This window comes from Ancylobacter lacus (assembly GCF_018390635.1).
GTDB lineage: Bacteria > Pseudomonadota > Alphaproteobacteria > Rhizobiales > Xanthobacteraceae > Ancylobacter > Ancylobacter lacus.
This window is the reverse complement of sequence record NZ_JAHBGE010000074.1, coordinates 73,852-93,072: the sequence shown is the minus strand read 5'-3', so window position 1 is coordinate 93,072 and position 19,221 is coordinate 73,852. Positions and strand designations below refer to the sequence as shown.

Below are 19,221 nucleotides of genomic sequence, written 5' to 3'. Positions count from 1 at the left end.
GTGTGCTCCCTCTGATGCGCGCGGCGAATTTACCCAGGTTGATCGATTTCGCCCATTATGGTTGAATATGGCCGGATCGAGCAAGGCCAAAATCGCATGGTTCTCTCTCCTGCGCAGTGCCGCGCCGCCCGCGGTTTCCTCGACTGGACCCAGGACCAGCTCGCCTCGGCGGCGGGGGTCTCGCGCAGCACCATCCGCGACTTCGAGGTCGGCCGCCACGCGCTGCACCGCGCGACCGAGAGCGTGCTGGTGCGCACCTTCGAGGCGGCGGGCATCCGGCTGCTGGCGGACGAGGGTGGCGGCTGCGGGGTCCGGCTGTGCGGCGGCGGCGGGGCGGCGCCGGACATCGCCGCCGTGCCCCACATCCCGCCGGCGGACTGAGCCGGCCGCCCGCCGCGCCCGCCCGCCGCACCCGTCGCCGTGCGCCGTCGACGTCAGCCGCGGGCCTGATGCATTGCCTTGCCAGCATCAGTCCGGGAGCTGGTGCTCATAGCGCAACGCCCAGTCACGCAAGGCGGCAAAGGTCGGCATAAGCTCGATGCCGGCCCGCGACAGCGCGTAGTCCACGCGGGGAGGCATCTCGGCATAGACGGTGCGGATGACGATGCCGTCGTGTTCGAGCGTGCGCAGCTGCGCGGTCAGCATGTGCTGGGTCACGCCCGGCAGCGCGCGACGCAGTTCGCCGAACCGCATTGGCCCGCCGACCAGGCTGCAGACGATCTCGATCTTCCATTTTCCCGTAATGGCCCTGATGGCGCGCTGGAACCGCAGGACGTCGATGCGCTCCGGCCCCGTACAGTCCTCGCAATCCTTGCCATAGCTGCGCGGTTCTACAGTCTGCATTTCCATACTACCTCAGAAAATCCATCCTGCTTGTCAGGCTCGCTACAAGCCGCACACTGCGCAACGGACGAAATGTGAAGGCATGACGATCGGATGAGCAAGGTTCTTGTTACGGGTGGCTCGGGCTTCCTTGGCGGTCATTGCATTCTGGCGGCGTTGGCGGCGGGACATGAGGTGCGCGCGACGCTGAGGAATCTCGACAAGGAGAGCGACGTCCGCTCCACGCTTGCGGCGGCCGGGGCCGACACCACGCCCGGGCTCACCTTCCACGCTGCGGATCTGGGGAGTGACGAAGGGTGGGCCGAGGCCGCCGCCGGCTGCGACCATGTCCTGCACACGGCATCGCCCTTCCCTCCGGTCCAGCCGGCCAACCCGGACGAACTGATCGTGCCGGCACGCGAGGGAACGCTGCGCGTGCTTCGGGCGGCGCGTCAGGCCGGTGTTAAACGCGTCGTCCTGACGTCGTCCTTTGCCGCCGTCGGCTATGGTTCCGCGCCGGCGGGCCATGTCCATACGGAGGCGGACTGGACCCCGATCGAGGCACCGAACCAGCCCTACATCCTGTCGAAGGTCGTGGCGGAGCGCGCGGCGTGGGACTTCGTCACGGCGAGCGGAGCGCCGGAACTGAGCGTGGTCAATCCGACCGGCATTTTCGGCCCCGTGCTCGGCCCTCAGCTCTCGGCGTCGGTTCAGATCGTCAAGGGATTGCTCGACGGGGCCTTTCCGCCCGAACTGCCGGATATGTGGTTCGGCGTGGTGGACGTGCGCGACGTCGCCGACCTGCACCTGCGGGCCATGGTGGAGCCGTGCGCGGCGGGCGAGCGTTTCATCGCCGTCAGCGGCGAACCGCTGTCGCTGCTGGGAGTCGCCACCCTCTTGCGCGAGCACCTCGGCGAAGCCGCCGTGAAGGTGCCTCGTCGCGCGGCCTCCGCGCCGGCTGCCGCGCACCCCCGGCGGTCGAGCAGCGACAAGGCGAGACGGAGGCTGGGCTGGCAGCCGCGCGCACCCGAGGAGGCCATCCTCGCCACCGCCCAAAGTCTTGTGCGGCTCAACCTGCTCGAACCATCCCGCTGACTCTGCCAGGCGCGTCGACACCCGCGCGCGGCGGCGGCATGGTTCGGCGCGAGGCGCGAGGCGCGAGGCGCGGGCCGTGCGGCCGGCAGAGGGTCCGCGGGTGGCGGCCGGTGGAGGGGGAAGGCGCAATGGCGGAGCAGGCGGGCGAGGGCGGGCGGACAGCCGGCGTGCCGGTGCGTCTTCGCGCCGCCGACGGCTACCGGCTCGGCGCCACGCTGTGTGAGCAGCCCGGCGCCAGCCGACCCATCGTCGTCATCGCCCCCGCCACCTCGGTGCGGGCGCGCTATTACGCCCGCTTCGCCGGCTGGCTCGCCGATCACGGCTTCGACGTGCTGACCTTCGATTATCGCGGCATCGGCGAGTCGCGCCCGGCCCGGCTGCGCGACTTCCACGCCGGCTGGGTCGACTGGGGCGAGCAGGACCTCGACGCCGCGCTCGGCTTCGCCGCGGCGCGCGGCCTCGGGCGGGCGCTGCATGTGGTGGCCCATTCCATCGGCGGCTTCGCGGTGGGGCTGGCGCCTTCGGCCGTGGCGGTGTCGCGCATCGTCACGGTGGGCTCGCAATTCGCCCATTGGCGCGATTACGACCCGGCGGCGCGGCGCGCCATGTACCTGAAATGGCATGTCGCCATGCCCGCCCTCGCCGCGCTGTTCGGCTATGTGCCGGCGCGCCGGCTCGGCTGGATGGAGGACACGCCCGCCGGGGTCGCCCGCGACTGGAGCCGCATGGGCGGGCGGTTCGAGGCCAGCCTGCGCCGTCACGACCCGGCGGCCGCGGCGGCGCTGCCGGCACGCTTCGCCGCGCTGCGCGCGCCGCTGCTGGCCATCAGCCTCACGGACGATCCCTTCGGCACCATCGCCGCCACCGAGCGGCTGCTCGGCTATTTCACCGGCTGCCCCCGCACCCATCTGCGCCTTGCCCCGGCGGAGGTGGGGGAGACCGCGATCGGTCACTTCGCCTTCTTCCACGAGCGGTTCCGGCCGACGCTGTGGCCGCTGGCGCTGGAATGGCTGGCGCGTGGGGCGCTGCCGCCGGGCCATGCCGGGAAGCTGCTGCCGGTCGGCGGCACAGAGGAGGGGACCGCCTGACGGCCGGCGTCCCCCGCCCGCGCCGAACGCGCCGCCGCCCCGCTACACCGCCGAGAAACGGTAGACCGAGACGTGCCGCCACACCTCGCCCGGCTCCAGCCGGCAGGAGGGGAAGTCCGGCCGGTTCGGGGTGTCCGGCCAGAACTGCGGCTCGAGGCAGAAGGCGTCGGACTGGCGGTGCAGCCGGCCGAACTTGCCCACGGCGGTGCCATCAAGAAAATTGCCGGAATAGAACTGCAGGCCGGGCTGGTCGGTGAGAAGCTCCATCACCCGGCCGGAGCCGGGATGCTCCACCCGGGCCGCCAGCACCGGCGCGGCGGCGCGGCCCTCGCCGAGGCACCAGTTGTGGTCATAGCCGCGGCCGAGCCGCACCTGCTCGTGATCATCGCGGATGCGGGCGCCGATCGGGGTCGGGCTGCGGAAGTCGAACGGCGTGCCGGCCACTGGAGCGGGGCCCGCCAGCGGAATCGCGGTGGCGTCGACCGGCAGGTAATGCGCCGCCGGCAGCGTCAGCACGTGGTCCAGCACGTCGCCGCCGGCCTCGACCCCGGCGAGGTTGAAGAAGCCGTGATGGGTGAGGTTCACCACCGTGGCCCGGTCGGTGGTCGCCTCGAAGGAAAGCGTGAGCTCGCGCGGCCCGGTGAGGGCGTAGGTGAGGCGGGCCGTCACCGTGCCGGGAAAGCCCTCCTCGCCATCCGGGCTGAGGCAGGACAGCGTCACCGCACCGGCATCGGCCGCGACGACCTGCCAGTTCTTGCGGTCGAACCCTTCGATGCCGCCATGCAGCGCGTTCGGGCCGTTATTGGCGGCGAGCGTGTAGCGGGCGCCGTCCAGCGTGAAGCCGCCGCCGGCGATGCGGTTGGCGTAGCGCCCGATGGTGGCGCCGAAGAAGCGGCGGGTCTCGACATAGGGCGCCAGTTCGTCATGGCCCAGCACCACGTCGGCCGGGTGGCCGGCGCGGTCGGGCACGAGGAGGGCCTGCACCGCCGCGCCATAGGTGATGATCGCGGCCTCGAAGCCGTCCGCCCCGCGGAGCCGGACGCGCTCGACCGCCTCGCCGTCCGGCAGGTGGCCGAAGATCTCCCGCCGGGCGGGGGCGGGCGAAGGTGCGGGGGCGGCGGGCATGTCCATGGCGGCGGTTCCTTCCGGGCTGGCGCCGCAAGCCATAGCCGGAGCCGGACCAGGCCGCCAGCGCCGAGGTGCGAAAGTAACGCGCACAGTCCTTAAATGGAACAATTCAATAAAATGGCATGGGAAGCACAGTTCTTTCGGAAGTGATCGACCTGAACCCGGTCTATCTTGACGCCATGCCGCGCGGGGTCCAGCACAGCACCAGTCATCGGGGCGGGTGAAAGGTGTCGACATCATGCAGCGTCTGAACCGCCTCCGCCGTGCCCTGCCGGCTGGCCTCGCGGCCCTGTTCCTGGTCCTGCCCTTCGTGGCGTCCGCCGGCCCGTGCGCGGCGGGCGAGGCGGGCGAGGCCCTGCCGGAGGCGGTGCGCGCCCGCGTCGTCTCCATCGGCGGGGCGACCACGGAAATCCTCTACGCGCTCGGGCTGGAGGAGCGGGTGGTGGCGGTGGACGTCTCCAGCACCTACCCGCCGGCCGCGCTCGCGACCCGGCCCAATGTCGGCTACATCCGCGCGCTCTCGGCCGAGGGCGTGCTCTCGGTCGGGCCGACCCTCATCCTGGCGCAGCAGGGCGCCGGCCCGCCGGATGTGGTGGCGGTGCTGAAGGGTGCCTCGGTTCCGTTCGAGACCCTGCCGGAGGCGCGCACGCCCGAGGCGGTGCTGGCCAATATCCGCCGCGTCGCCGCGCTGATGGGGGTGCCCGCGCGCGGCGAAGAGGTTGCGGGCGCGGTCGGGCGCGACTTCGCCGCGCTGGCGGCGCTGCGGGAGCGGATCGTGACGCCACGCCGGGCCGCCTTCATCCTCTCCGCCACCGGCGCGGCGCCGGTGGTCGGCGGCGCCGGCAGCAGCGCGGATGCGCTGTTTCACCTCGCCGGCATCGTCAACGCCATGTCCGGGCTCACCGGCTACAAGCCGGCGGTGGACGAGGCGCTGATGGCCGCCGCGCCGGACGCGCTGATCCTGATGGCCGACCGCGGCCACGGCCTCACCGACGCGGCGCTTGCGGCACTGCCGGGCTTTGCCGGCACACCGGCGGTGAAGGAGGGGCGCATCTTCCGCGTCGACGGCGGCTATGCCCTCAATTTCGGCCCGCGCACCCCGCAGGCGGCGCGCGACCTGATGGCGCTGGTCTATCCCGAACTCGACCTTCCGGCCCTGCCGGCCCATGGCTGGACCCGCCCGGCCAATGCCGCGGCCACCCCGCCGGCCGACCGCCCCGCGATTGCCGCACCGGCGGGATCGCCGGGGTGAGGTCCCCCGCCATGAGGTCCCCGCCATGAGGTTCCCGCGATGAGCCTTGCCGTGGCGAAGGCCCCGGCCGGCGGCCGGCGGGTGGGCCCGCGCGCCGGGCTTGCCGCCTGCGCCGGCCTGCTGGGGCTCGCGGTGCTGGCCTCGCTCGCCATCGGGCCGGTCACGCTTCCCGCCGGGCGGGTGCTGGAGGTGCTGGCGGCGGCGCTGCGCGGCGCTTCGCTCGCCGGGGTGCGCGACGCGGTGATCGTGCTCGACATCCGTCTGCCGCGCACCCTGCTCGGGGCGCTGGTGGGGGCGGCGATCGCGCTGGGCGGGGCGGTGATGCAGGGCCTGTTCCGCAACCCGCTGGCCGACCCGGCGCTGATCGGGGTTTCCAACGGCGCGGCGCTGGCGGCGGTGATGTGGATCGTGCTCGGTGCGCCGGTGCTCGACGGGCTGGCCGCGGCGCATCTGCCGGCGGCCCTTGCCGGCGCCGGCCTGCCGGCCTGCGCCTTTCTCGGCGCGCTGGCGGCCACCTTCGCGCTCTACGCCATCGCGACGCGGGACGGGCGCACCTCGGTCGCCACCCTGCTGTTCGCCGGCATCGCGGTCGGCGCGCTGAGCGGGGCGGGCACCGGGGTGATGGTGTTCCTCGCCTCCGACCAGCAATTGCGCGACTTCACCTTCTGGACCTTCGGCAGCCTCGGCGGCGCGACCTGGGCCAAGGTCGCGGCGGGGCTGCCCTTCCTGCTGTTCATGCTGGCCGCCGCCCTGCCGCTGGCGCGGCCGCTCGACGCGCTGGCGCTGGGCGAGGCCGAGGCCTTCCATATCGGCGTCGACGTGCAGCGCACCAAGCGCCTCGCCATTGCCGGCGTCGCCGCCGCGGTGGGGGCGGCGGTGGCGATGGCGGGGGTGATCGGCTTCGTCGGGCTGGTGGTGCCGCATCTGGTGCGGATGATGATGGGGCCCGGCCACCGCGCCCTGCTGCCGGCGAGCGCGCTGCTCGGCGGCGCGCTGCTGCTGGGGGCGGATGTGGCGGCGCGCACACTGGTGGCGCCGGCCGAGCTGCCGCTCGGCGTGGTGACCGCCGCGTTCGGCGCGCCGTTCTTCCTCGCCCTGCTGCTGCGCCGCCGGGCGGCGCTGTTTGGATGAGCGGGGTGGCGGAGATGGAGGAGGGCGCCGGCTATGTGGCGCAGGGCATCGGGCTGCGCCGCAACGGCCGGCGGCTGCTGGAGGGGGCCGGCGTCGCGCTGGCGCCGGGCCGGGTCAGCGTGCTGATCGGCCCGAACGGGGCCGGCAAGTCGAGCCTGCTCAAGGTGCTGGCCGGCGAGATCCGCCCGCAGGAGGGCCGGGTGAGCCTCGACGGCGGGGACATCTTCCGCCTCCCGCCCGCGGCGCTGGCGCGGCGGCGGGCGGTGCTGCCGCAGGCGGCGCAGGTGGCCTTTCCCTTCACCCTCGCCGAGGTGGTCGCGCTCGGCGCGCCGCCCGGCCGCACCACGGCGGAGCGGGTCGCGCGGCTGCTGGCCCGGGTCGGCCTCGCCGGCCGGGGAGCGGGGCTCTATGAGCGGCTATCGGGAGGGGAGATGCAGCGGGTGCAGCTCGCCCGGGCGCTGCTCCAGCTCGAACACGGCGCGCGGCCGGGCTATCTGCTGCTCGACGAGCCGACCGCGAGCCTCGACCTCGCCCACCAGGTGCAGGTGGTGCGGCTGATGCGGGAGATCGCGGCGGAAGGGGTGGGGGTGCTCGCCGTGCTGCACGACCTCAACCTCGCGGCGATGGCGGCGGACGAGATCGTGGCGCTGCAGGCGGGCCGGGTGGCGGCGCGCGGCACCCCGGCGGAGGTGATGACCGATGCGGGGATCGCCGCGCTCTATGGGGTGCGCGCCCGCATCGGCTGGGCGCCGGCCTCGCCTTTCCTGCTGCCGCAGGGGCTGGAGGGATGAGGCGGGCCGCCGGCCCGGCGTCTTGCCCGCGGCCGGGGCTCGACGTCGGGAGAGAGGGGCTCAGCCGCCGAGTTCCTCGCCCGCCAGCTCCAGCCGCACCAGCTCCAGCACATGGGCGAAGGCGGCGCGGGCGGCGGCTTCGGCCCGGGCCTCCTCTTCCGCCGAGAGCGCGACCGCGTCCAGCGCGGCGGTGAAGCGGCGCCAGTGCAGGCCGCGCCCTTCGGCGTGGCCGGCGAGATGGCGGGCGCCGAAGCCCTCGTCGAGGCCGAGGCCCGCGGCCTCGCGGGCGAGGAGCGCGGCGCCCATGTTGGAGCCCTCCACCACATAGAGCCAGCCGAGCGCTTCCGGCAGCGGCAGCGCCACGGCTTCCGCCGCGGGGGGCAGGTCGAGGCCGAGATCGGCGAAATCCTGCTCCAGCGCCGCGAGGCGGGAGCGGGCGGCAAGGCCGGGCAGATGCGCGGCCAGCGCGGCATCGGCATAGAGCGCCTCCACCCGGCGGTGCAGCCGGTGCTGGAAGCGCAGGAAGCCGGCGTAGCGGTGGCGGCTCGCGAAGGGCGCAGCGGCCATGACCGCGGCGTCGACCCGTTCATGCGCCTCGTGGGAGGCGTTGCGCAGGCGGCGGGCGCGGGAGGCGGCGGGTTCGGCGGCAATCGTCATGTGTCGGCTTCTTTCGTGTCGGTGCGGCGTGTGGCCCGCGGACCGGCGCCGCGGACCGCTGGTGCCGAGGGGCGGCGGAGCCCCGCCGGAGCCGCCGGGGCGGCCGGTTTCCGTCGGTTACTTGGTGATCAGCGGCTGGGCGCTCGCCACCCCGCCGCCGAAGCGCACGGTGATGCCCGCCTTCACCGTCAGGCCGGCGCTGGGCAGGAAGGTCTGGTATTGGGTATATTGCTCGTCGAGCAGGTTTTCCACGGAGAGCCGCAGCAGCGTGTCCGGGTTCCACTGGTAGCCGGCATAGAGGCTGACGAGGTTGAAGCTCGGCGTGGGGTCGTAGACCGCATTGTCCGGCAGGTCGGAGGCGGTGACGGCGGCGACCGCGGTCCAGCGGGCGGCGATGGTGAGCCGCTCGTCGAGGAAGCGGAAGCCGAGCGTGGTGGTGATCTGGTCCGGCGGCACGGTGGAGAGCGGCTGGCCGGCATCCGCGCCCGCGGTGACCTCGCCGTCCGTGGTCTGGCCGGACAGGCCGAGGAACCAGCGCCGGGCATCATAGGTGCCCTCGAACTCGAAGCCGCGCAGCCGCGCCTCCTCGACATTCTGGTACTGCGCGAGGGAGTAGCCGTTATAGGCGACGCAGCGCCCGCGCACCGAATAGATGCAGGCGGGATCGCCATAGGTCACCAGCTCGATGTAGTTGTCGACATCGTTCTGGTAGTAGCTCGCCTTGATGCGCAGCCTGTCGCCGCTGACGAACAGGTCGTCCTTCTTGATGTTGACGCCGATTTCCTTGTTCTTGCCGACTTCCGCCTGCAGCCCGGGATTGGGCACGAAGGCGAACGGGGCGGAGCCGCCGGTGAAGAAGGCGGGGTGCGAGCCGGAGATCAGCGCCTCGGTGACCGACGGCGCGCGGTAGCCTTCGGCATAGGTGCCGTAGACGGTGATCCAGTCCCACGGGGTGACGCCGAGGGTGAATTTCGGCGAAAGCCGGTCGCCGGAGGTGCCGCCGTCGTCGGAGCTGAGGGAGTAGGCGTCGTAGCGCAGCGCGGCGATGGCCTCCAGCCAGGTGGAGTAGTTGCCCTTCCACTGCACGAAGCCGCCGCCCACGCCGCGCTCGCCCGAGGGGTTGTAGCCGTCGCCGAAGCCGTAATCGTCGGTGTTGTCGACATCGTCGTGGAAATAGTCGCCGCCATAGGTGATGGCGTTGGCCCAGCCGGCGCCCTCGAAGCGCGAGGTGTTGTTGGCGTCGAAGCCCACCGTGTCGATGACGAAGCTGCGGGGATCGCCGATCGCGCCGGTGATGAGGCTGGTCGAGCCGGCGACCTTGGTCTGGTCCTCGTCCACCCGGTTCCAGTAGACGCTGGAACGCCAGTCGAACAGATTGTCGTCGGGGTTGGAGTAGTTCCACGCCGCCGACACCGTGGTGTTGGTCACGGTGGTGTCGTACTGGGTCGCCGTGCTGGCGGAATCGCTGCTGGTGGTGAAGTCGCTGACATAGTTCATCGCCGAGATCTTCACCTCGTGGAAGTCGGCGGGGCGGAAGGTCGCTTTCGCGATGCCGGTCCAGGTGTCGTAGGCGGTGTTGGCGACGGTGTCGCCGTTGCCGTCCTTGTAGTCGCCCTGGTCGCGATAGGTGCCGCCGACGAAAAGGTCGACGTTCTGGCCGACCCTGGTGGCGCCGAACAGCGAGCCGAACCCCATCGGCCCGTTGCTGCCGCCCTCGGCATTGGCCTCGATGCCCCAGCTCTGGCCGGGGGCGATGATGTCGGCGGCATCCTTGGTCTGCATCGTCACCACGCCGCCGATGGCGCCGGAGCCGTAGATGTTCGACACCGGGCCGCGCACCACGTCCACGGTCGAGATCAGCCCCGGCTCGACGAAGAAGGTGCCGGCGCCGTTGCCGTGGCCGAGCTGGGTGAAGTTCTGCCGGGCGCCGTCGATGATGACCGCGACGCGGCCGAAATCCTGCAGGCCACGAATGTTGATGGCGGTCTGGGTGGAGTTGCCGTTCTCGATGGCGGTGACGCTCGGCATGCCCTGGAACAGGTCGGCGGTGCGTACCGGCATCAGCCTCTCGATGTCGTCCGGCCGCAGCACGCTGACCCCGGCGAGGGTGTCGATCCAGCTTTCCGGGGTGCGGGTGGCGACCACGGTGACGGGGTCGAGCGCGATGTACTGGTCGGTGGCGATCATCGCCGCGCTGGTGCCGGCGGGCGTCGTCGTCGCGGCCTGCTGCGCCAGCGCCGGCACCGCCGCGGCGAGGGAGAGCAGCGACACGCCAAGACGCAGGCGGCGGCGGGCCGCCCGGCGCGGCGGGGTCCGGTGGGACCTGGGGTGGCGGGCGGGCGTCGCGGTCATGATGAAATCCCCAATTCGGCCGGCCTCGCGGCGGGCGCTGCTGCATCCAAGGCCCGGCCCGGCGATGCCGGTTCCGGCGCAGCGAAGCCCCCGCATTCGCTGCGTCAAGGACAAGTATTTGGGTGATTTCTCTCAGTCAAACGGGCCTGATATTTATTTGGAGTTATTACAAAATCGAAATCTTGTTGAATCAGTGACTTAAATGGATTCGTCGGTGTCGCATTATTGCCATGAGTGAGGCGAATTGTTTTTGATATTTATTACAGCTACAGACAAGGGCTCTGTGTGGAGACGGTGTAAATGCCGGGCGCCCGTCCGGCGGGAATGACGGGGGTTCGAAAACCAGAGGCAGAACGGTCGCGCTGCCGTCGAATCGCGCGCATCGCGTCGACACGGGGCCGCCTCAGCCGGCAGGTGCGGTTCGTGTCCGGTGGCTCGGCGACGGCCGGCGGTTGGTTGCTTCGGCAAGGAGACGGGCGTGGAGGCGCAAGCGGCGCCGGGGGCGCGGGGAGGGCTCAGCCTTCGCCGGCGCGCCCCGGCTGCGCCATCACCCGGCGCACGCCCTCCGCCACGGTGCGGCGGAACTGCTCCGGCGAGAAATCGCCGACATAGGCGTCGACCGCGGCATCATGGGCCGCCAGTGACCGGGTGCCGGCATCGGTGCGGGCCTCGCCAAGGTCCAGCCCGGCGAGGACGTCGAACAGGGCCTGCGCCAGCGCCTCGACATCCCCCGTCTTCGCGAGCCGGCCATGGCCGCCGGCGATGAAGGCGAGGTTGTAGGCGTCATAGGTCACCGGCAGGCAGCCCGCCCGCAGCGCCTCCACCACCGGCTTGCAGAAGCCCTCGTGATAGGACGGCAGCACGAACAGATGCGCCCGGGCATAGAGCGCCGCGCGCTCGGCGTCGGTCACGGTGCCGAGGAACTCGATGCTGTCGGCGAGCCCGCTCTCGGCCACCGCGGCGCGGACGCGGGCGACATAGTCCGCCGGCGACCATTCCATATTGCCGGCGATGCGCAGCCGGATCGGCCGGTCCAGCCGCGGCGCCAGCCGGCCGAGCGCCTGCACCAGGTCCAGCACGCCCTTGGAGGCGACGATGCGGCCGAGGAACAGCATCTCGATCGGCGCGCCCGCGGCGTGGCGGCCGGGGGCGAGCTTGGCGGCCAGCGTGCCGCGCGGCGGCTCCTCCACCGCCAGCGGCGAGAGCACCAGCCGCTCCGGCGCGACGCCGTGGTCGCGGGCGACCTGCGCGTTCACCGGGCTGCAGGCCCAGACCAGATCGGCCTCGCGCAGCAGGTGGACCTGCTCCCACGCCCGGGTCAGGCTTTCCCGGTCGGCCGGCGGCATCAGCTCGGGCGGGGTGATGTTGTGGAAGCGCACGATGTGGCGCCGGTGCGGATGCGACAGCAGCAGCGTGTCGAACAGCGGGGCGAACACGCCGAACTCGAACACCGCCACGTCGCAGCCGACGAAGAACGGGTCGGTCAGCAGGTCGACCGGGCCGGTGGCGCGCCGGGCCTTCAGCTCGGGAAAATCCGACCGGCCGGTGAAGTAGCGGACCTCCGCGTCCAGCGCCTCGGCGAGGGCGCGCCCGGTCTCGATCGCCGTCAGGGAGATGGCGTCGAGCCGGGCGATGATCGGCGAGACGATGGCGATGCGTGGGCGCCGGGCCGGGTTCGGGCCCCCGGCCGGGGCGGGTGTCAGGGTCACGAGGCGATCTTCCGGTTGCGCGCGGCGAAGCGGCCGGCGGCCTCGTCCAGCAGGCGGAGCACGTCCTGCGCCATCCGCTCGGCGGTGAAGCGCGCCTCATAGCGGCGGCGGCCGCCCGCGCCCAGCCGCGCCCTCAGCTCGGCATCGTCGATCAGCCGGGCCAGCGCCGCCTCCAGCGAGGCCTCGTCCCCCGGCTCGGCGAACAGGGTGGTCTCGCCTTCGATGCCGATTTCCACCATGCCGCCGGCGCGGGAGGCGATCGTCGCCTTGCCCCGCATCATCGCCTCGACCAGCACCAGCCCGAAGCTCTCGAACAGCGAGGGCACCACGACGAGATCGGCCTCGGCGTAGAAACCGCGCAGGTCCGCCTCCGGCGTGCGGCCGTGGAAGCGCAGCCGTGCCTTCACATCCTCCGGCGCGTTGCCGGCCTCGAAGGCCTGCCGGAAGGTGAGCCCGCCGGGCGCGTCGGCGATGCTGTCGTCGCCGACCATGTCGACATGGAGGCCCGGCCGGCCCGCCATGAGCCGGGCCAGCGCCGGGAGCAGGAACTGCACGCCCTTGCGCAGTTCCAGCCGCCCGACGAACAGCACCCGCACCGCGCCGGGCGGCAGCGGGGCCGGCGGGACCGCCGGCAGGCCGGTCTCGTCGATCAGCCCGTGCGGCACGATGGTGAGGCGCGGCGGGGCGAGGTCGACCCCGTGGCGGGCGCGGATTTCCTCGACGATGGCGGCGCTGTTGCCGTGAATCGCGTCGGCCTCGCGCAGCAGCCGGGCCTCGGCCGCCAGCATGGGCGTGCCGAAGCGCTCCATGAACTCGGTGTCGGCGGCCTTGTCGGGGTGGCTGTCGAGCCACTGCCGCATGGTGGTGTGCAGGCCGACCACATGGGCGAATTCGCCGCTCTGGGTGACAGCGATGCCTTCGGCGTCCCAGATCGGCGAGTGCACCACGCGCACCGGGCGCTTGGCGGCGATGCGGCGGATTTCCTCCAGCACGCGGGTGGCGTGCCGCCACGCCGAGCGCGGCACCTCGACGCCGGCGGGCGGGTGGACCCGCGGGAGGTTGCGGTCCAGCCGGTGCACCCACACGCCGTGCTCGAAATCGACGCGGTGGTGGTTCTCGCTCTCGGTGATGACGTGCACCTGATGGCCCATCGCCGCGACGGTGGTGGCGAGCGCGAAGATGTGCGAGCCGATGCCGCCGACCACGCCCGGCGGATATTCCCGGCTGACGAAGCAATAGGCCCCGGCTCCGGGCCGGGGGATGCTGCGCGGGAAGGGCAGGAAGGGGGCCGGCTGGCTGAGGAAGCCGGGCGGGGGCAGGCGACGCGCGCCCGAAAGGCCGCGCGCCATGCCGGCCTCCAGCGCGAGGTCGGCGTCGGCGTGGAACTCGGCGAGGTCGGCCGGCAGGAGCTTGCCGTGGTCGACGTTGTAGACCATGTCGCGGGTGTGCTCGCGTATGAACGCCAGCGCGTCCTCCACGATCTCCACCCGCGAGTGATGGCCGCGATTGTTGATGATGGAGAAGTAGATCTTGTTCTTCAGGATCGCGTAGCGCTTGCGCGTGATCTTGTTCTCGGAGCGGATCGCGCTCGGCAGGAACTTGTGGTGGACGAAGGCGTGATCGAGCTGGCGTATGGTCCAGCCGGCGTCGATCAGCCGGCAGCACAGGTCGGTCTCGTCGAGATAGAACTCGTATTCCTCGTCGAACCCGCCGATGTCCAGCAGCGCGGCGCGGCGCGCCGATGAGTTGGCCCCGAGTATGTGGGGGAATTGCGAGGAATAGGGGAAATTGAACTCGTCCGCGGCGCGGTGCCAGTTGCGGTCGGTGTGGCCGAGCCGGTCGGAGACGGCGAAGTCGTACTGGATGCCGACGCCGGTATGGTCGTAGACGATGCCGCCGACCGCGCCGACCTGCGGGTCGGCATAGGGGGCGACGAGCTGGCCCAGCCATTCCGGCTCGGGAAAGGCATCGTCGTCGAGGAAGACGATGATCTCGCCCGACGCCGCGGCGATGCCGATGTTGCGGGCGACGGAGATGTTGCGGACCGCGCAGTGCCGGACCTTGATCCGCTCCCGCAGCGCGGCCATCGCCTCGCGGGTGCCGTCAGGCGTCGGCCCGCAGACCACCACCACCTCGAAGCTGGCGGCTTCCAGCCAGTTGAGGCTCTCGAGGGTCTTGACCAGCGCGTCGCGCCGTCCGTCGGAGACGATGACGATCGAGACGCTGGGGTCGGGGAAGGCGTTCAGGTGAGGCATGGGCAAACGATAAACCGCCATGGTCCGCCGCCGGGGCTGTGTGGGAGGGGCCGGTGTCGTGGCGCGGCGGGTCTTCCGGGGAGAGCGGGCGCGCCCGACTCACGAAGCCTTCTGCGAGAGGTTCCGCACTTCGAACCGGCGGCCCGGCAGATCCGGGTCGGCGTGGGGGGCGGGCCCCCCCGCCGTGCCGGCCACGGCGTTCTTCAGCGCCTCGATCTCGGCGCGCAGCGCCTCATTCTCCGCCTTCAGCGCCGCCACGTCGCGGCGAACCCCGGAGAGTTCGAAGCCGAACGCCTTCACCGTGCGAACGGCGGCGAGAAAGGCGGGAATCTGTTCTTCGAGCGCGCTCTGGCGGGCGCGCTGCCGCCGCTCGGTCTTGCCCGTCCAGCGGTCGACATGGGGCTTCAGCCGACGTTCCACGGGGCGCCAGAGCTTGGAGACCTTCTTGCTGAAGGTGCGCATGATGCCAGCCAATGATTCTCTCCCGTCCCCGATGCTGCGGCGGAAACCCTGCCGTTGCATCAACGTGGAAGCGCAGGATTGGACCCATCCGCTTCTCCTAATGTTTCTAAGGTGCCGGGTGCGTGCCGGCAACGGCCGGAGCGGAAGGTGCCGGGATTTTCCGTTCCGAATATGGAAATCATTGTCCGAAAACGGAAAATCATTGGCCGCGGCATGAGGTGGCGGCTGCCCGATGAACGCGTCCGGCGTTAGTAAGACCCGGAATGGTGGTGATGAGGTCTTTTACCATGGCTGAGCAGGGGCGAATCGGTATCGGGATCGGCGGATGGGTGTTCGAGCCGTGGCGGGATACCTTCTACCCCGACAAGCTCGCCCAGAAGCGCGAGCTGGAATATGCCGCGCAGCGCCTGACGTCGATCGAGATCAACGGCACCTATTACGGTTCCCAGAAGCCCGAGAGCTTCGCCCGCTGGCGCGAGGAGACGCCGGACGGCTTCGTCTTCGCCATGAAGGGGCCGCGCTTCGCCACCAACCGGCGGGTGCTCGCGGAAGCCGGCGCCTCGGTGGAGCGCTTCATCGCCAGCGGCATCCTGGAGCTGAAGGACAAGCTGGGGCCGATCAACTGGCAGTTCATGGCGACCAAGCGCTTCGACCCTGCCGATTTCGAGGCTTTCCTCAGGCTGCTGCCGGCGAGCTATGAAGGCCGCGCCCTGCGGCACGCGGTAGAGGTGCGCCATGACAGCTTCCGCCACCCGGATTTCATCGCCATGGCCCGGGCCTACGGCGTCGCCATCGTGACGGCGGGGGACAGCGAACACCCCCAGATCGCCGACACCACGGCGCCCTTCGTCTATGCCCGCATCATGGGCACGCGCGAGGCCGAGCCGCTCGGCTATTCCGCGGCGGAGCTGGACGCCTGGGCCGGGCGCGCCCGCCGCTGGGCCGAAGGCGAGCGGCCGGCGGACCTCGCCCATGTCGCCGACGCACCCGCCCCGGCCGGGCCGCGCGACGTCTACCTCTATGTGATTTCCGGCTACAAGGAGCGGAACCCGCACGCCGCCATGTCCCTGATCGAGCGTCTGGGCTGACGGACGGCGGCACGAACGGAGGCGAAGGAATGGTCACCCTGTACGGCATCAAGACCTGCGATACGGTGCGCAAGGCGCGCGGCTGGCTCGACAGCCACGACGTCGCCTACCGCTTCCACGATTTCCGGGCGGACGGGCTGGAGCGCGACCGGCTGGGCGGCTGGATCAAGGCGGTGGGCTGGGAGACCCTGCTGAACAAGGCCGGCACCACCTTCCGCAAGCTGCCGGAGGCGCGGAAGCAGAATCTCGACGGCCTCGCCGCCTTCGAGCTGATGCTGGCCGAACCCACCCTGATCAAGCGCCCGGTGCTGGAACGCGACGGCACCGTGGTGGTCGGCTTCCGGCCGGAGCGCTACGAGGGGCTGTTCCCGGGCTGAGCCCCGCCGGTCGGTGCCGGGAGGGCGTTCGCGCCCTTGATATTGGCGGGCTTCCCTGCCACATCCGCGGGCATGGACTCCCTCACGACCTCATCACCCCCCGCGCTTTCCCCGCTCGCCCGCGAGGTGTCGCGCCGGCGCACCTTCGCCATCATCTCGCACCCGGATGCGGGCAAGACGACGCTGACCGAGAAGCTGCTGCTGTTCGGCGGCGCCATCCAGCTCGCGGGACAGGTGCGCGCCAAGAAGGACCGCCGCTCCACCCGCTCGGACTGGATGGCGATCGAGCGGGAACGCGGCATTTCGGTCGCCACCTCGGTGATGACCTTCGAGTTCGGCGGCCATGTGTTCAACCTGCTGGACACGCCGGGCCACGAGGACTTCTCCGAGGACACCTACCGCACGCTCACCGCGGTCGACGCCGCGGTGATGGTGATCGACGCGGCCAAGGGCATCGAGGCGCGCACCCGCAAGCTGCTGGAGGTCTGCCGGCTGCGCGACATCCCGATCATCACCTTCATCAACAAGATGGACCGCGAGAGCCGCGACCCGTTCGAGATCCTCGACGAGATCGAGAAGACGCTGGCGCTCGACACCACGCCGATGACCTGGCCGGTGGGCCGGGGGCGCGACTTCGTCGGCACCATGGACATCGCCACCGGCGGCATGCGGCTGCTGGATGGAGACGAGGGCAAGACCGGCCCGCTGCGGCAGATGAGCATGGCGGAGATCGCCGCGCTCAACGCCTCGCTCGATGAGGCGGCGCTCGCCGAGGAGCTGGGGCTGGTGCGCGAGGGCTGCAACCCGTTCGATCTCGATTCCTTCCTCGAAGGCCACCTGACGCCGGTGTATTTCGGCTCGGCGCTGCGCAATTTCGGCGTCGGCGACCTGCTCGAGGGGCTCGGGCGCCACGCCCCGCCGCCGCGCGCCCAGGACGCCGACAAGCGCCGGGTCGAGGCGGAGGAGCCGCGCATGACCGCCTTCGTCTTCAAGATCCAGGCGAACATGGACCCCAACCACCGGGACCGCATCGCCTTCGCCCGGCTGTGCTCGGGCAAGCTGGCGCGGGGCATGAAGGCGAAGCTGGTGCGCACCGGCAAGCCGATGAGCCTTGCCACGCCGCAGTTCTTCTTCGCCCAGGACCGCCAGCTCGCGGAAGAGGCCTATGCCGGCGACGTGGTGGGCATTCCCAACCACGGCAATCTGCGCATCGGCGACACCCTGACCGAAGGCGAGGAACTGAACTTCGTCGGCGTGCCGAGCTTCGCGCCGGAAATCCTGCGCCGGGTGAAGCTGGCCGACGCCATGAAGGCCAAGAAGCTGAAGCAGGCGCTTCAGGAAATGGCGGAGGAGGGCGTGGTGCAGGTCTTCCGCCCGGTCGACGGCTCGCCGGCGCTGGTCGGGGTGGTCGGGCCGCTGCAGCTCGACGTGCTGAAGAACCGGCTGGATGCCGAATACGGCCTCGATGTCGGCTTCGACATGAGCGAATTCCAGCTCGCCCGCTGGGTGAGCTGCACGGATTCGAAGAAGCTGGAGGATTTCGGCACCGCCAACCGCTCCGCCATGGCGGAGGACCTCGACGGCGACCCGGTGTTCCTCGCCTCCTCGGCCTTCATGATCGGCTATACCGGCGACCGCTGGCCGGGCGTGGTCTTCACCGACATCAAGGATGTGAAGAAGGTCGCGGCGTAGGGGTGAGCAAGGTCACGAGGCGGGCGCTCGCGATGGCGACGCGGTCCCGCCCGTTCCGCTTGGCGCCGTAGAGCATCTGGTCGGCCGCGTTGAGCGTCGCCTCGAAATCATAGCCGTTCGGCTGGCCGAAGGCGATGCCGGCGCTTGCGGTGCAGCCGAGGTGGAGCCGTTCCTGCACGAGGGCGGCGAAGCGGGCGCGCACCGCCTCCGCCTCGCGCAGGGCGGACTCGGCGACGGCGCCCCGCAGCAGCAGCGCGAATTCCTCCCCGCCAAGCCGGGCGAAGACCGGGGGCAGGGCGGGGCCTTGCTGCGCCCGCTGTTCGACCCGCTCGCGCAGCGCCTGTGCGAAGCAGGCCAGCACCTGATCGCCGGCGGCGTGGCCGCGCTCGTCGTTGATCGTCTTGAAGCGGTCGATGTCGAACAGCACGACGGCGACATCCCCGCGCAGAGGCTCGTTCGCCACCAGATCGAACAGCGCCCGCCGGTTGAGCAGCCCGGTCAGGGAATCGGTCATCGCCTCCTGCTTGTGGGCGCGGGCGAGCCGGGTCTGGTTCAGCGCCAGGGTGAGGGCGCCGGCGCCGGGCACCGCGATGATGCCGATGATGACGTTGAGGTCCTCGGCCCAGTTTTGCGGCGGTGCGTCCAGCCGTGCCTTGCCGTTGAGCACCAGCAGCACGGTGCAGGGCAGGAAGGAGAGGCCGGCCAGCATGTGGAGCCCGGCGAGCGCGGTGATGGCGCCCGGCGCCTCGGCGCGTCCGCGCCAGTATTCGGCGGCGGTGGCGGCGAGCAGCGTGGCGGCAGCAAGGTTGAACAGCACGCAGCCGACCCCGTCATAGCCGGCCAGCAGGGGCGGCGCCACGATCGCAATGGCGAGGCCGCCGGCGAGCGGGGAGGACCACGACGATGCCCCCAGCCGGAACTGGCGGGACGCGGCGTGCAGCGTGGCGAGCCCGGCGAGCAGCAGGCTGAAGGCGAAGGCGCCGAGCCAGGGCACCGGGCGTGCGATGTACAGGCTGTAGCTGAAGACGTGGAGGACGAGCAGCCCCAGCGCGGCGGCGCAGGTGAGAAGAAAAGTCTCCGTCCGCGCCGTGATCCAGCTCGAAAACAGGATGACGGACAGGCATATGGCCGAGAACCCGATCGCGATCAGCAGGGACGAATAGTCGATCAGCATAAAGCGTTCCGCGACGAAGGACACCGTCCTCCGTGGGTAAGGGCCGCCGGCAAGACAGCCTACCTTACCACCGCCCGGGCGATGGCGCGCCAGGATTATGCACGTTTCGCCGGTATCATGGCGGGTATCAGCCCGGAAAAGTTGCGGG

The 19,221-nt window shown here is 71.2% G+C and carries 17 protein-coding genes; 9 read left to right on the top strand and 8 right to left on the bottom strand.

The window, feature by feature from the left end; genetic code table 11:
• Positions 1-57 precede the first annotated feature (57 nt).
• Positions 58-381 (top strand): helix-turn-helix transcriptional regulator, encoded by a 324-nt coding sequence (locus KHC27_RS18775; protein ID WP_425514893.1) that lies wholly within the window; start codon positions 58-60, stop codon positions 379-381.
• An 87-nt stretch (positions 382-468) separates the two neighbouring features.
• On the opposite strand, the gene KHC27_RS18770 is transcribed toward KHC27_RS18775, so the two are convergent.
• Positions 469-849: a winged helix-turn-helix transcriptional regulator gene (locus tag KHC27_RS18770; protein WP_246520067.1), complete on the bottom strand. Its 381-nt coding sequence runs from the start codon at positions 847-849 to the stop codon at positions 469-471.
• Positions 850-936: 87 nt separating this feature from the next.
• Here KHC27_RS18770 and KHC27_RS18765 point away from each other — a divergent pair, with 87 nt between their 5' ends.
• Complete coding sequence (locus KHC27_RS18765) at positions 937-1,917, top strand: SDR family oxidoreductase (protein WP_213341044.1); 981 nt, start codon at positions 937-939, stop codon at positions 1,915-1,917.
• Positions 1,918-2,045: 128 nt separating this feature from the next.
• Positions 2,046-3,005 carry an alpha/beta hydrolase family protein gene (locus tag KHC27_RS18760; RefSeq protein WP_213341043.1) on the top strand — a complete coding sequence of 320 codons (960 nt, stop codon included), beginning with the start codon at positions 2,046-2,048 and terminating at the stop codon, positions 3,003-3,005.
• Positions 3,006-3,047: 42 nt separating this feature from the next.
• Here KHC27_RS18760 and KHC27_RS18755 read toward each other — a convergent pair whose 3' ends face one another.
• Positions 3,048-4,136 carry an aldose epimerase family protein gene (locus KHC27_RS18755; protein ID WP_246520066.1) on the bottom strand — a complete coding sequence of 363 codons (1,089 nt, stop codon included), beginning with the start codon at positions 4,134-4,136 and terminating at the stop codon, positions 3,048-3,050.
• Positions 4,137-4,371: 235 nt separating this feature from the next.
• On the opposite strand from KHC27_RS18755, the gene KHC27_RS18750 reads away from it, so the two are divergent.
• Genes KHC27_RS18750 through KHC27_RS18740 form a run of 3 tightly spaced genes read left to right on the top strand, consistent with a single transcriptional unit; the run spans position 4,372 to position 7,307 of the window.
• Positions 4,372-5,385, top strand: coding sequence for a heme/hemin ABC transporter substrate-binding protein (locus KHC27_RS18750; protein ID WP_213341041.1), 1,014 nt, complete (start codon positions 4,372-4,374; stop codon positions 5,383-5,385).
• Positions 5,386-5,424: 39 nt separating this feature from the next.
• Positions 5,425-6,516, top strand: a complete 1,092-nt coding sequence (locus tag KHC27_RS18745; protein ID WP_213341039.1) for a FecCD family ABC transporter permease — start codon at positions 5,425-5,427, stop codon at positions 6,514-6,516.
• The gene (locus KHC27_RS18740; protein ID WP_246520065.1) at positions 6,513-7,307 is read left to right on the top strand and encodes a heme ABC transporter ATP-binding protein; all 795 of its coding nucleotides are present in this window, start codon (positions 6,513-6,515) and stop codon (positions 7,305-7,307) included. Before KHC27_RS18745 ends, KHC27_RS18740 begins: the two co-directional genes overlap by 4 nt.
• A 60-nt stretch (positions 7,308-7,367) precedes the next feature.
• Here KHC27_RS18740 and KHC27_RS18735 read toward each other — a convergent pair whose 3' ends face one another.
• From KHC27_RS18735 to KHC27_RS18715, 5 genes are all read right to left on the bottom strand, one after another.
• On the bottom strand, positions 7,368-7,964 hold the full coding sequence (locus KHC27_RS18735; protein WP_213341037.1) for a biliverdin-producing heme oxygenase: 597 nt from the start codon (positions 7,962-7,964) through the stop codon (positions 7,368-7,370).
• A gap of 117 nt (positions 7,965-8,081) precedes the next feature.
• Positions 8,082-10,316 carry a TonB-dependent hemoglobin/transferrin/lactoferrin family receptor gene (locus KHC27_RS18730; protein WP_213341035.1) on the bottom strand — a complete coding sequence of 745 codons (2,235 nt, stop codon included), beginning with the start codon at positions 10,314-10,316 and terminating at the stop codon, positions 8,082-8,084.
• A 515-nt stretch (positions 10,317-10,831) separates the two neighbouring features.
• Positions 10,832-12,025, bottom strand: a complete 1,194-nt coding sequence (locus tag KHC27_RS18725) for a glycosyltransferase (RefSeq protein WP_213341033.1) — start codon at positions 12,023-12,025, stop codon at positions 10,832-10,834.
• Positions 12,022-14,301 carry a glycosyltransferase gene (locus KHC27_RS18720; RefSeq protein WP_213341031.1) on the bottom strand — a complete coding sequence of 760 codons (2,280 nt, stop codon included), beginning with the start codon at positions 14,299-14,301 and terminating at the stop codon, positions 12,022-12,024. Before KHC27_RS18720 ends, KHC27_RS18725 begins: the two co-directional genes overlap by 4 nt.
• 78 nt (positions 14,302-14,379) lie before the next feature.
• Positions 14,380-14,754, bottom strand: coding sequence for a hypothetical protein (locus KHC27_RS18715; protein WP_213341029.1), 375 nt, complete (start codon positions 14,752-14,754; stop codon positions 14,380-14,382).
• A gap of 275 nt (positions 14,755-15,029) precedes the next feature.
• Between KHC27_RS18715 and KHC27_RS18710 the strand changes: the two genes are divergently transcribed.
• From KHC27_RS18710 to KHC27_RS18700, 3 genes are all read left to right on the top strand, one after another.
• Positions 15,030-15,830, top strand: a complete 801-nt coding sequence (locus KHC27_RS18710) for a DUF72 domain-containing protein (protein WP_213341026.1) — start codon at positions 15,030-15,032, stop codon at positions 15,828-15,830.
• Between the two features lie 29 nt (positions 15,831-15,859).
• Positions 15,860-16,207, top strand: coding sequence for an ArsC family reductase (locus KHC27_RS18705; protein WP_213341024.1), 348 nt, complete (start codon positions 15,860-15,862; stop codon positions 16,205-16,207).
• 72 nt (positions 16,208-16,279) lie between these two features.
• Positions 16,280-17,899, top strand: a complete 1,620-nt coding sequence (locus tag KHC27_RS18700) for a peptide chain release factor 3 (RefSeq protein ID WP_213341022.1) — start codon at positions 16,280-16,282, stop codon at positions 17,897-17,899.
• Here KHC27_RS18700 and KHC27_RS18695 read toward each other — a convergent pair.
• Positions 17,871-19,073 carry a GGDEF domain-containing protein gene (locus tag KHC27_RS18695; protein WP_213341020.1) on the bottom strand — a complete coding sequence of 401 codons (1,203 nt, stop codon included), beginning with the start codon at positions 19,071-19,073 and terminating at the stop codon, positions 17,871-17,873. The two genes, KHC27_RS18700 and KHC27_RS18695, sit on opposite strands and share 29 nt — an antisense overlap.
• Positions 19,074-19,221: the final 148 nt, after the last annotated feature.